The following is a 12,923-nucleotide window of genomic DNA, read 5'->3' as shown; positions in this document are numbered from 1 at the left end:
AGTATTTTATTCATTAACCTCTTCTCCCCTTTTATATTGTTTTCAAAAGTCAATAACCAACAAATAAAATTCAAATGAGAAGAACAATTACTTTACTTGCTTTGTTTTTAGCTTCCAATGTAGGATTTAGCCAAATCGTTAACATTCCTGACACCAATTTTAAGAATACTCTAATTAACTACTCACCTACCATCGATACTAATAATGATGGAGAAATTCAAGTTTCAGAAGCACATGCTTGGAACAATCCGATTACAGTTTCTAGTAAGAATATTTCAGACCTTACCGGAATTGAAGCTTTTATCAACATTCCTATTCTTGCTTGTGATGGCAATAATTTAGCTAAATTAGATGTTAGCCATAATACCAAACTAAGAATGTTATTTTGCATGTATAATCAAATTGAAAAATTAGATGTTAGCAGAAATACTAAATTAGAAACTTTTTACGCATCGGCTAACAATCTAAAATCGTTAAACATTGCAAATAGGAATAATAGTATTATGACTACTTTTAATACTCTTTATAATCCAAATTTAAAATGTATTCAAATAGATAGGTATTTTTCTCCATTAAGTTCTTGGGTTAAAGATGCAGCCACTGTATATAGCAATTATCCTTGTAAAGAAAGTATAGATCCTGCTTTACCAGATAAAACTGTAATGGGATCTACTCCATTAAGAGGTTATAAAAGTAACTCTTCACAAATTGTAAATATTCCAGATACTAATTTTAAAAATGCTTTATTAAACAACACTCCTGCCATTGATATAAATAACGATGGAGAAATTCAGCTTTCTGAAGCACAAGCCTACGGGCCATACCTAAATGTTGGGAGTAAAAACATTAATAATTTAACAGGAATTGAAGCTTTTACAAATCTGACATATCTAGCTTGTGCTGGAAACAATTTGACTAAATTAAATGTTTCTCAAAATATAAATCTAGTATTTCTTTATTGTGCTGCTAATCCTATTGAAAAACTTTCTTTAATTACTAACACTAAACTAGAAAATTTAAGTGGTTGGAACTGTAACTTAAAAACAGTAAATGTTGCAAATGGAAACAATAGCATCATTACCACATTTGATGTTACTGGTAATCCTAATTTGAAATGTATACAAATAGATAATGGTTTTACACCAAATAACTCTTGGAACAAAGATAGTGGCGTTGCTTATAGCATTTATCCTTGTGCAGAAGCAAGCGATGCCATCTTACCAGACAAATCAGTTACTGGTCCTTCTCCTATAGCTGGATATAAAACAAGCGGTGAAATAGCTATTTACCCTAATCCAACTAAAGACATATTAAATATCAAAGGAGGAAAAGATATTCAAAAAATTGAAATTTATAACCTAAATGCTATCAAGGTTCTAGAGACAACATCTTTTACTCTTGATGTATCTAAACTAGAAAAAGGTGTCTACTCGGTTAAAATTGTTACAGACAAGAATAAATCAATCTTAAAAAAATTCGTAAAAGAATAAGTTTCGAAATTTAATTTATATTATTCATTAAATCCAGAGTTTTAAAGCTCTGGATTTTGTATTTTGTATACCTAATATTATTACAAATGAAAAAGCTATTATTCTCATTATTTATTACCTCCTATGCTATTGCCCAAACAAATACTGAAGTTTATGTGTTTGATTTAAAACAAAATAATAAAAGCTGGAGTGTTTCTAACGGTAAAAACATTTCTAATAATGACGGATATGATAGTCAACCTTATTTTTATAATAAAAATACCATTCTATTTTCTTCTAGTAGAAATGGACAAACTGATATTTTAAAATATGATATTAATTCTGGTAAGAAGAATTTTGTAAGTAATACACCAAATGGTGGTGAATACTCTCCTCAACGTATTCCAAATTCCAAAAACATTTCTGCTGTACGCTTAGATAAAGACGGTTTACAACGGTTTTATCAGTATAATTTTAAATCTGGAATCTCTAAAGAATTAATCAAGAATTTAGTTGTTGCATATCCTATGTGGTATAACCAAAATACTGTTATTTCTTCTGTAATAGTAAACGATAGTCTTCAACTTTTTATAAGTGATTTAAAAAAGAAAAAAAACATCTTTATAACCAATCAAACTGGACGTTCTTTCCATAAAATCCCTAATAGCAATCTTGTTAGTTTTATGAAAAAAAAGGGAAAACAATGGGAAATTTGGTCGCTTGATCCTTTAACCAAAAAAACTAAAAAACTTGCAAAAACGGGAACAAGCGAAGATGTATGTTGGTTACCAAATGGAACCATACTTGCCGCTTATAAAAATATGATTTTAAAGTTTAATCCAAAAATAGATAAACAATGGTCGGTTTTTTATAGATTCGACAATGAGGATATCAATAATATTTCAAGAATTATTGTAAATAAAGAAGGAACTAAACTAGCTTTAGTTGCTGAAGTTTCTCCTAAAGTTTTAGCTCAGGAGCAATTAGATGGATATAACAAAAGAGATATTGATGCATTTTTAAAACCTTATGCCAAAAATGTAAAAGTATACACCTATCCTAACCAACTGAATTACGAAGGTATAGAAGAAATGAGAAAACGTTACGCTCCTATGTTTGAAAAGACAAAGGATTTACACTGTAAAATCCTTAACAGAGTAGTAAAAGGTAATGTTGTTATAGATGAAGAACTTGTAACTGCTAATGGAAATAAATTTAAAGCCGTTGCTATTTATGAAATTACCAATGGGAAAATTAGTACTGTTAGATTTGTTAGATAATTACATATTTAAGTTCCTAGTAAAGTGATTTTTTAGATAATAAATTTGTACAAAAATCATTAATGTAAAAAAGAAACAAGTATACAATACTGTATTAGAAATTGTAATTCCTTCTAAAAAATTAAAACTTTGAAGTTTAGAGAAATAATCAAATTTAATCTTCGGAATCTTAACCCAACCTATAGATGTTCCTTTTGACACATAAAAAATACTGATTATTAAAATACTTAAAAGAACAGCCCAAACCTTTTTAGAAATTAAAGGAGTAGCTTTGTATAACGCAATATTTTCTTCCTTCTCTAAAATACTCATTAAGTTAGATGTAAAATCTAATGATGGTTGTTCTACTTCTATTTCTTGTATATATTTTTTTGCAAAAGCATCTAACTCCTCTATATGTTTATTTTCTCCCATAATGCTTAATTAATTCAGGTTCTACTTTTTTTTCTACAATGGTTAACAATCTTTTTCTAGCTCTGTGTAATTTTACTTTTACGTTAGATTCTGAAAATTCCGTTAACTCAATAATTTCCTTTAAACTTAATTCTTCAAAATAAAACATCCATAAAATAGATCGCTCATCTTCTGGCAAACTCATCATACAAGTATTTATAATTTCTGCTCGCTCTTTTCTCTCTAAACCTTCTAAAATACCTTCTGTAGATTTTATTTTATTTATCGTTATTTCGTCTATAGTATCTGTATTATACTTTCCTTTATTCTTTTTTAAATTATCTAAACAAGCTCTATACCCTATTTTATAAAGCCAAGTAGAAAATTTTGCTTCTCCTTTGAATCTATCTAGATTCTTAAAAGCTTTAATAAAAGTATCTTGAGATATTTCTTCCGCTTCTTCTCTACTCTTTAACATTTTTAATGCCAAAGTAAATATCATACCCTTATACTTTTCTACTAAAATAGAAAACGCATTAGTATCTCCTTTTAATACTTTATCAATATATGTTTGGTCGTTGTTAATAGTCATTTCATCCTTTGACTGTACACCATTAAAAAAGGTTACAATTATTTTAAAAAAAGTTTTTTTTATTTTTTTTGTAACCTTTTTCAGAGCATCTCTGTCATACTTGCAAACACATTAAAAATAATCATTTTAAAATTAAATAATATGGAAGTAGCAATTGTATTTATGTTCTTATTCGCAGTAATATTTGGAGTTTTTTATTTATTCTATTCAACAAGAAATAAAGAGCGTTTAGCTTTAATAGAAAAAGGAGTAGATGCTAAAATTTTTATGCAAGGAGAACGAAAAAAATCAACTTTAACAGGTAGAGTTATAGTATTAAACTTAGCTTTATTAGCAATGGGTATTGGAGTTGGAGTCTTGTTAGGAGCTATATTAAGTTCTAACTTTGGATATAGTGGTGGTTGGGAAAACAGACCTAGTAATGCTATTGACACAGAAGTTTTCTTTATCTCTTCAATATTTCTTTGCGCTGGTGCTGCACTATTTATTGGATTCAATCTTACCAAAAAATTAGACAATGAATAATCTTTACTATAAATAACAATATATAAACCACTTCAAACTGAAGTGGTTTTTTTATTTTTAAAAAGTCTGTACCTTTAAGACGAAATAAAAATAACTATGAGTAACAATTACAAAAACAAAAGTTTTAAACAGCTATTAGATAAGCTACAACAAGAGAGCTGGCAGTTAGAACTTATTATTTCTGGTTTTGCAATTTTTGGTTTATTTACTGCGCTTCCTCAGGTAAAAATAGCTGTAGAAACTGCAAAAAACGACAAACACATATATGCTTTTGTGTTACTTCTTGTTGCATTAGTTGCTTGTTATATTCTTATTTTTAACTTACTAGTGCATGTTGTTTTGAGAGGGCTATGGATTGGCGCTTTAGGACTCCGGTATATTTCTGGAGATATAGAATTTAAAGAGTTAAACTATCACAATCGTTTTACCAATTACTTAAAAAAGAAAATTGTTTCTTTTGACAAATATGTAGCGACTTTAGAAAATTATTGTAGTGTATTATTTGCTACTTCTTTTCTATTAATATTTTACGTTATCTCCATCACAATTATTTTTGTCTCCTTTATATTAGTAGCCACTTATATTTTTTCAAATGATAAACTACCTGAAGGTTTTAGAATATTTTTAGGTATCGTTTTAATGCTATTTTTAGTAATAGGGTCTATATTTATGTTTATTGATTTTATTACACAAGGTTACTTAAAAAAGAAAAAGTGGTTGTCTAAAATTTATTTTCCTTTTTATTGGATATTTAGCTACCTAACACTCTCTTTCTTATACAGACCTTTGGTTTACAACTTTTTAGACAATAAGTTTACAAGAAGAATAAGCTTCTTTTTAATTCCTATATATATACTAATATCTATTTTCAATTCTGTTAAACTTCAAAAATCAAATTATATAGATAGTACAAAATTTAACTCTAATTTATATATCGACAATAGAGAATATGAAGACTTAAGGGTGAAAGAAAATGATTTTGTTAGTAATGCTAGTATTCAATCAAAAGTAATTACAGATCCTTATATTAAATTTTTTAAAGTTTTTAATGAGAATGTTGAAGACAGAATATACAACTACACCCCTTCTTTAAAGCCTAAAGAGGACAAAAGAGGATTTAAAACAGGAATTCAATTCTCTAGTGGACGACCTATTTCACGTAAAAAAAGAGATAGTTTAGCTATTAAATATGTTGAAGCTTTAAATGAAATGTACAAGATTCAAATAGATACTACTTTGTATGATACAGATTTCTTAATAAGTAAAAACAAACAAAACCAAGTAGGTTTTGAAACGTATATCCCTACCAAAATGCTTACTGAAGGAAAGCATATTTTAAGATTAAAACGCAAAAGAATACGAAAAAAAGATACTGTACAAGTAACCGATATTACGATTCCTTTTTGGTTTTATAACAAAAAATAAATAATATTAAACAGTCATAAAAAAACCTCATTTTACATGTAAAATGAGGTTTAATTTTATGCACTTATAAAAGCTTATTTTTTAGCTGTTACTACACCTTGTTTCTTTTTAAAAAACTCTACACTATCGTAATTAGGAGGTACAATCTCTCTACCGTTTTCATTAATAAAACCATACTTCTTATTATCAACACAAACTTTGGCCCATCCTTTTCTATAAGTACCAAACTCTTCAATTTTTGTATACTTCGGAATTACCACCAAATCCCCTTTACTGTCAATAAAACCATATTTATCTTTAATCTTTACTAAAGCCCAGTTTTTTTTATACTTATCAAACTCTTGAATTTCATCAAACTTTGTATCTACAATTTTATTACCGTTTCCATCAATAAAACCATAAAATGAATTTTCCTTTACTAAAGCCCAATCTTTATGATATTTTCCAAAATCACTTATAAAATCATAAACAACTTCTACAACTTCCTTTCCTGATTTATCAATAAAACCTACTTTACCTTCAAGTTCAACTTTTGCCCAATTTTTCTTTATTTCATCAAAATTTCCTATGCTTTGGTATTTAGGTGAAACTATCTCCATTCCTTTGTCATTTACAATGCCATAAAGCTCTCTATTTTTTACTATAAAAAATTCTTGTGAAGTAGCGTAAAAGCTTGACAGTACTATAAACGCTAGTGCTAATTTAAATTTCATTACTCTATTTTTAGGGATTAAAGATGCGAATGTAACAAAAAAACAATGCACAAAACCTAAAAATCAAGACCTTAACATTTTAAATAATTGTTACCTCATTTTCCCTTTCCTTAAAATACAATAACTTATTATTAATATTAAATTTAAAAAAATTAGTTAGTAAATTTATTTAAACTCTTTAGTTTCATATTAAACATTTACATCAAAAGCGTTAAAGAAAGCGGGACAACCCTTCATTTTTTCTATTGTTTCGTATTTTAGATGTCTAAATCCATTAAAAAATGAGAAAATTAACTACTCTCCTATTTTGTTCTTTCTTAACGTTTAATTTATATAGTCAAACTGATCAAAACATCTATGATATTATCGATTCTATTTCTGCTAAAAGAATTGAAAAAGATATAACTAAACTTGCAAATTTTGGAACTCGACATACCCTAAGTGACACTATATCTAACACAAGAGGAATTGGAGCTGCAAGGCGTTGGATAAAATCAGAGTTTGAAAATATTTCAAAAAACTGCAATAACTGTTTAGATGTTTATTATCAAAAAGATTTAGTTGCAAAAGGAACTAATAAAAGAATACTTAGAGATGTTTGGGTAGTAAATGTAGTAGCAGTTCAAAAGGGAACTAAAAACCCTAATAATTATATTATTATGAGCGGTGATATTGATTCTAGAGTATCTGATCCTAATAATTTTACAGATGATGCTCCAGGAGCAAATGATAATGCTTCTGGTATAGCTGGAACAATAGAAGCAGCAAGAGTTTTAAGTAAATATAAATTTGAGAATAGTATTATTTACCTTGGGCTATCAGGAGAAGAACAAGGTTTGTTTGGTGGTAAGGGGTTTGCCAACTTTGCTAAAAATAATAATTGGAATATTATTGGTGTAATTAATAATGATATGATTGGTAATATTAAAGGAGTTGATGGAGTTATTGATAATAGAACTTTTAGAATTTTTTCTGAACCTACTCCACCAACTGAAACTGAAAGACAAAGAAAATCTAGACGTTTTTATGGTGGTGAAGTAGATGGAATTTCTCGTCAGCTAGCTCGTTATATCCATAAAACTACTAAAACGTATATGCCAGAAATGAATCCAAAAATGATTTATCGTTTAGACAGGTTTGGTCGTGGTGGCCATCACCGTCCTTTTAATGATATTGGATTTGCAGGAGTAAGAATTATGGAAGCTCATGAAAATTACACTCAACAACACCAAGATATTAGAACCGAAAATGGGATTGAATATGGTGATAAGTTAAAGTTCGTAAACTTTGATTATGCAAAAAAATTAACTGCTGTAAATGCTATCAACTTAGCTAGTATTGCTTCTGCACCAACAGCTCCAAAAAATGTTAGTATAGGAGGAATTGTTGAAGCTTCAGTAAAACTTAAGTGGGACAAAGTTGAAGGTGCTAAAGGATATAAAATTTATTGGCGTGAAACTACATCACCAACATGGGATTATAGTAGATATGTAAACAATTTAAACGAATTTACTTTAGATGGTATTGTAATAGATAATTATTTTTTTGGTGTTGCTGCTATAGGTAAAAATGGATATGAAAGCTTAATTACTTTTCCTTCAAAAATCATAAGAAAATAATGACCAAAAATATACCACAACACTATTTTAAAACTGACACTGAATGGCGAAAATGGCTACTAGAAAACCATGATAAAAGTACAGGAGTTCATCTAATTTTATACAAAGTTGATACTCAAATACCAAGTATGCGCTGGGAAGAAGCTGTAAAAGTTGCTTTATGTTTTGGTTGGATAGATTCTACAGTAAAAAGTTTAGGTGATGGGAAAAGACAACAATATTTTTGCCCTAGAAAAGATAAGAGTATCTGGAGTGCTGTAAATAAAAAATATATCAAAGAACTTACTTCTTTAAACTTGATGCATGCATCTGGAATAAAAAAAATTGAGACTGCTAAAAAGAATGGTTCATGGACTGCTTTAGATGATGTTGAAAATTTAGTTATTCCTAACGATTTGCAAATTAGATTTGATCAAAATCCTATCGCTTTTGAAAACTACCAAAACTTTGCTAAATCTTACAAAAAAGGATACTTATATTGGCTCAATCAGGCGAAAAGGGAAGCTACGCGTCTTAAAAGACTTGAAGCAATTGTTCAATTATGTGAGGAAAACAAAAAAGAAAGGTAATTTTTTAAGAACCTCACTTAGAATTTTACCAAATTATTAACATCGAAAAAAATAACAAATACTAATTTTCCATATTAAATCAAATCATAACTTAAATAATTTAAACATGCTTAACAGAAAATTAAGGATAGTATGTTCGCTTTTTTTAGCTTTAGCTGTTTTGGGTATTAATGATATAAATGCTCAAAAGAGAAGAAAAAAGAAAGGAAAAAGCAAAACTGAAATCCCTTCAAAAAAGAAAAAGAAGAAAAAAAAGAAAACCATTGCTGACTTAACTAAGAGTAGTAAAAAAATAGATGGTTTATTCCCTATTTATCAGGATACAATAACAGGTGACATTAAGTTATTATTAAAAAAAGATCAGCTTAATAAAGATTACATTTACTTTTCACAAATAGCTGATGGTGTTACAGAAGCCAGAGCTTTTAGAGGTGCTTACCGCCCTTCTAGAGTTTTCAATGTTAAAAAATATTTTAATAAAATTGAATTTGTAGAACCTAATACATCTTTTTATTTCGATAAAAATAATGCTCTATCAAAATCAGCCAATGCAAATATCAGTAATGCTGTTGTAGCTAGTACTAAAATTTTAGCTTCAGATGATAAAAAAGGTGAGTATTTAATTAATGCTAACGATTTATTTCTATCAGAAGCATTAACTAGAATTAAAATGCCTCGTTTTCCTAAAAGTTCTCCATTTGCTTTCAAATTAGGAAGATTTGACAAAAAGAAGTCTAAAATAAACAGCATTAAAAACTATCCAGAAAACACAAATATTAAAACAGAATACACATACAACAACCCTTCTGTTTTAAATGGTGGTTCTAATGCTATAACTGATGGTAGGTATGTTTCTATAAAAGTTTTTCACACTTTTATGAATATGCCAAAAGATGATTACACAGTAAGAATGGATGATCCTAGAGTTGGTTATTTCTTAACCTCTACTAATGACATGACATCTACAGAAGCTGTAAACTACAGAGATTTTATTCACCGTTGGAAATTAATTAAAAAGAATCCAGAATTAGCAATTTCAGAGCCTGTTGAACCAATTACTTGGTGGATTGAAAACTCTACTCCTGTTGAATTTATTGAAACTATTAAAGAAGGAGTATTAGCTTGGAATGAAGCTTTTGAAAAAGCTGGATTTAAAAATGCAATGGTTGTAAAAGTTCAACCTAATGATGCAGACTGGGATGCTGGTGATGTTCGTTATAATGTTTTACGTTGGACTTCTTCTCCTAACCCACCATTTGGAGGTTATGGACCTAGTTTTGTAAACCCTAGGACTGGAGAAATTTTAGGTGCTGACATTATGCTAGAATATGTTCACTTTACTAACAGAGTACAGTACGATAAAATTTTTGGAGAAGTATCAAAAGCTTCTTCTGAAGAGGAAGCTCATAATATTTTCTCTAAAAAAGATAATCACATGTATTGTTCAGCTGGACATTTAATGCATGAGAATACGATGTTTGGAAAAACTGTTTTAGCTGCTACTGGTGCTTCTGATTTAGAAATGGAAGGAATGAAAAGAGAGGCTATGAAGTCTTTAATTATGCATGAGGTTGGTCATACTTTAGGATTAAACCACAACATGAAAGCTAGTCAGTTATTTTCTCCTGCTCAATTAGCTGATGCTGATTTTATCAAAGGAAAATGTTTAACTGGTTCTGTAATGGATTATGCTGCTATCAATTTAACTTTAGATAGAACAAAGCAAGGTCAATACTACGATACTGCTGTTGGTCCTTATGATATTTGGGCAATTCAATTTGGATATACTCCATTTAAAAATGATTCAGAAATGAAAGCTTTATTAGCTAAATCTACACAACCTGAATTAATTTTTGGTAATGATGCTGATGATATGCGTTCTGCTGGCAAAGCTATTGACCCAAGAGTTATGACTGGTGATTTATCTAATGATCAAATTACCTATTCTATTGATAGAATTAAGTTAGCTAATAAAATGATGCTAAACATTAAAAATAGATTTTCTAAAGATGGAGAAACTTATGAAGAATTAAGAAATGCTTATTATATTTTAAATGGACAAGCTGCAAGAGCTGGTGAAGTAATTTCTCGTTTCATTGGTGGTGTTTATGTAGATAGAGCTATGGCTGGACAAAATGGAGGTACACAACCTTATACACCTGTAAGTTTAGCTGACCAAAAAAGAGCTATGAGCGCTTTAAAAACTTATGTTTTTGCTCCAAATGCTTTTAAAGCTCCTTCAGACTTATATAACTTCTTAGCTAGACAAAGACGTGGTTACAATTTCTTTGGAGGCCCAGAAGATCCAAAAATCCATGCACAAGTTTTAAGATATCAAAAGAGAGTTTTAAATCACATATTACATAGAAATACTTTACAAAGAATTTCTGATTCTGAATTATATGGTAACAAGTACAAGTTATCTACTTTTATGACTGATTTAAATAACGCTATTTTCAAAGCTGATTTATACACAAATGTAAATTCATTCCGTCAAAACCTACAAACTGAATACACTAAAATGTTATTAAAAATGGTTGTAGGAAGAACTAGCAGTAGGTACACTAATGCTGCTAAAGCTATGGCTTTATATAACTTAAAAAAGATTAAAACTTGGTCTGGAAACGGTTTAGGAAATATTGCTACTAAAGCACATAAAAATCAATTAAAATTATTAATTAATAACTCTTTAAAAGAGGTTAAATAGTAATTTTTATTTAATTCTATAGTAAAACCATAATGCTAAAACATTATGGTTTTCTTATTTTTACTCTATGGATAAAATTTTAATTACTGGAGGAACTGGACTTATTGGAGGACATCTACAAGCTATTTTAAAAGAAAATAATTTTCAAGTAAATGTTCTTAGTAGAAACCCAACAAAAAAGAATGAGTTTTACTGGAATATTTCTGAAAATCATATCGATGAAAAAGCTTTTGAAGGAGTTACTCATATTATCCATCTTGCAGGTGCAGGAATTGCAGATAAACGTTGGACTAATAAGAGAAAAAAAGAGTTAATTGATAGTAGAGTACAATCTGCCAACCTGTTATTTAAAAAAGTAAAAGAATATAAAGTGCCTTTAAAAGGATTCATTTCTTCATCAGGTATCGGTTATTATGGTGCTATTACCTCTGATAAAATTTTTAATGAAGAAGACACTCCTAATAATGATTTTATTTCCTCAATTTGTGTTAAATGGGAAAAAGCTGCTCGGCAATTTGAGCAACTAGAAATTCCAATAACTATTTTACGTACAGGTGTTGTTCTCACAAGAAAAAGAGGAGCTTTACATAAAATGAATACTCCTATATTTTTATCAGCTTTAGGAACTGGAAAACAATACTTACCTTGGATTCATGTTACCGACTTATGCTACCTTTATTTAGAAGCTATAAACAACCATAATTTTAATGGAATTTTTAATGCTGTAGCTCCTGAACATCAAACCAATGAAAAATTCATGAAAGCTTTAGGAAAAGCATTAAAAAAACCTGTATTTCCTATGAACGCCCCTTCTTTTATTTTAAAAACAGCGCTAGGCGAAATGGCTTATATATTATTAAATGGTAGTAGAGTTTCTTATCAAAAGACTGTTAAATTCTATAATTTTAAATTTTCAAACTTAGAATCTGCTTTAAATAATATTTATAATAATGAACAATAAACTTAAGAATCCTGTTTGGCATTCATTAAACGAAACACATAAGGAATTTGTTATTAATTTTGATGATGTAAAGTTTTATAATCCTAAAATTTGTCCTTTTGGAGCTTTTTTAGACACTAATAAAACTGCTAATGCATTAAATGAATACGCTAAACTAACAGACAGTTTTTTCTTAGTTTCAGAAGATAAAACGCCTTTATACGATGATCGTAATATTTATTTAGATAAGAAAATTGATGGTTGTCAAATGGTATTAGATAATTTAACTGGCATTGATTTTACTGAAACCATAGTTCCTTTATCAGAAGAACATATAAATGACATCTATAATCTTGTTTGGTTAGTAATGCCAGGCTATTATAAAAAAAGAACTTTTGATATGGGAAACTACTTTGGTATTTTTAAAGATAATCAACTTGTGTCTATTGCTGGTCAACGTATGCAAACTGATGACTTTATAGAAGTAAGTGCTGTAGTTACACATCCAAATTATACAAAAAGAGGGTATGCCAAACAGTTAACCTCATATGTTACTAAAGAAATAATAAAAGACAACAAACTTCCTATTTTACATACAAACAAGGGGAATCCTGCTATAAAACTATATGAAAAGCTAGGCTTTAAAATTACTCGAGATATGAATTGGTGGTTTTATAAGAAAAATTAAAAG

12 protein-coding genes are annotated in these 12,923 nt (G+C 28.8%); 9 read left to right on the top strand and 3 right to left on the bottom strand.

Annotation, left to right across the window (positions count from 1 at the left end):
- The first annotated feature begins 74 nt into the window (after positions 1 to 74).
- Positions 75 to 1,490 carry a T9SS type A sorting domain-containing protein gene (locus tag ACOQN8_RS12925; protein ID WP_420552999.1) on the top strand — a complete coding sequence of 472 codons (1,416 nt, stop codon included), beginning with the start codon at positions 75 to 77 and terminating at the stop codon, positions 1,488 to 1,490.
- A gap of 86 nt (positions 1,491 to 1,576) precedes the next feature.
- Positions 1,577 to 2,749, top strand: coding sequence for a nuclear transport factor 2 family protein (locus tag ACOQN8_RS12920; RefSeq protein WP_420552998.1), 1,173 nt, complete (start codon positions 1,577 to 1,579; stop codon positions 2,747 to 2,749).
- Here the strand turns inward: ACOQN8_RS12920 and ACOQN8_RS12915 are convergent, their stop codons facing one another.
- On the bottom strand, positions 2,750 to 3,163 hold the full coding sequence (locus ACOQN8_RS12915; RefSeq protein WP_420552997.1) for a hypothetical protein: 414 nt from the start codon (positions 3,161 to 3,163) through the stop codon (positions 2,750 to 2,752). It lies immediately after the preceding gene.
- Positions 3,150 to 3,734 carry an RNA polymerase sigma factor gene (locus ACOQN8_RS12910; protein ID WP_420552996.1) on the bottom strand — a complete coding sequence of 195 codons (585 nt, stop codon included), beginning with the start codon at positions 3,732 to 3,734 and terminating at the stop codon, positions 3,150 to 3,152. Before ACOQN8_RS12910 ends, ACOQN8_RS12915 begins: the two co-directional genes overlap by 14 nt.
- A 141-nt stretch (positions 3,735 to 3,875) precedes the next feature.
- On the opposite strand from ACOQN8_RS12910, the gene ACOQN8_RS12905 reads away from it, so the two are divergent.
- Positions 3,876 to 4,259, top strand: coding sequence for a DUF6249 domain-containing protein (locus ACOQN8_RS12905; protein WP_272148734.1), 384 nt, complete (start codon positions 3,876 to 3,878; stop codon positions 4,257 to 4,259).
- A 96-nt stretch (positions 4,260 to 4,355) separates the two neighbouring features.
- Positions 4,356 to 5,684 (top strand): hypothetical protein, encoded by a 1,329-nt coding sequence (locus tag ACOQN8_RS12900; protein ID WP_420552995.1) that lies wholly within the window; start codon positions 4,356 to 4,358, stop codon positions 5,682 to 5,684.
- 74 nt (positions 5,685 to 5,758) lie between these two features.
- Here the strand turns inward: ACOQN8_RS12900 and ACOQN8_RS12895 are convergent, their stop codons facing one another.
- A complete protein-coding gene (locus ACOQN8_RS12895) occupies positions 5,759 to 6,397 on the bottom strand; it encodes a WG repeat-containing protein (protein WP_420552994.1) in 639 nt (212 codons plus the stop codon).
- 281 nt (positions 6,398 to 6,678) lie between these two features.
- Here ACOQN8_RS12895 and ACOQN8_RS12890 point away from each other — a divergent pair, with 281 nt between their 5' ends.
- The 5 genes from ACOQN8_RS12890 to ACOQN8_RS12870 all read left to right on the top strand — a co-directional run bounded on the left by ACOQN8_RS12890 (position 6,679) and on the right by ACOQN8_RS12870 (position 12,920).
- Positions 6,679 to 8,016, top strand: a complete 1,338-nt coding sequence (locus ACOQN8_RS12890; protein ID WP_420552993.1) for a M28 family peptidase — start codon at positions 6,679 to 6,681, stop codon at positions 8,014 to 8,016.
- Positions 8,016 to 8,585 carry a YdeI/OmpD-associated family protein gene (locus ACOQN8_RS12885; protein WP_420552992.1) on the top strand — a complete coding sequence of 190 codons (570 nt, stop codon included), beginning with the start codon at positions 8,016 to 8,018 and terminating at the stop codon, positions 8,583 to 8,585. Before ACOQN8_RS12890 ends, ACOQN8_RS12885 begins: the two co-directional genes overlap by 1 nt.
- Positions 8,586 to 8,691: 106 nt before the next feature.
- A complete protein-coding gene (locus ACOQN8_RS12880) occupies positions 8,692 to 11,292 on the top strand; it encodes a zinc-dependent metalloprotease (RefSeq protein WP_420552991.1) in 2,601 nt (866 codons plus the stop codon).
- 67 nt (positions 11,293 to 11,359) lie between these two features.
- On the top strand, positions 11,360 to 12,253 hold the full coding sequence (locus ACOQN8_RS12875; RefSeq protein WP_420552990.1) for a TIGR01777 family oxidoreductase: 894 nt from the start codon (positions 11,360 to 11,362) through the stop codon (positions 12,251 to 12,253).
- The gene (locus ACOQN8_RS12870) at positions 12,243 to 12,920 is read left to right on the top strand and encodes a GNAT family N-acetyltransferase (protein WP_420552989.1); all 678 of its coding nucleotides are present in this window, start codon (positions 12,243 to 12,245) and stop codon (positions 12,918 to 12,920) included. The genes ACOQN8_RS12875 and ACOQN8_RS12870 overlap by 11 nt, the downstream gene beginning before the upstream one ends.
- Positions 12,921 to 12,923: the final 3 nt, after the last annotated feature.

The organism is Tenacibaculum aiptasiae, assembly GCF_965221665.1.
Lineage (GTDB): Bacteria > Bacteroidota > Bacteroidia > Flavobacteriales > Flavobacteriaceae > Polaribacter > Polaribacter aiptasiae.
This window is presented reverse-complemented; position numbering and strand designations above follow the sequence as displayed.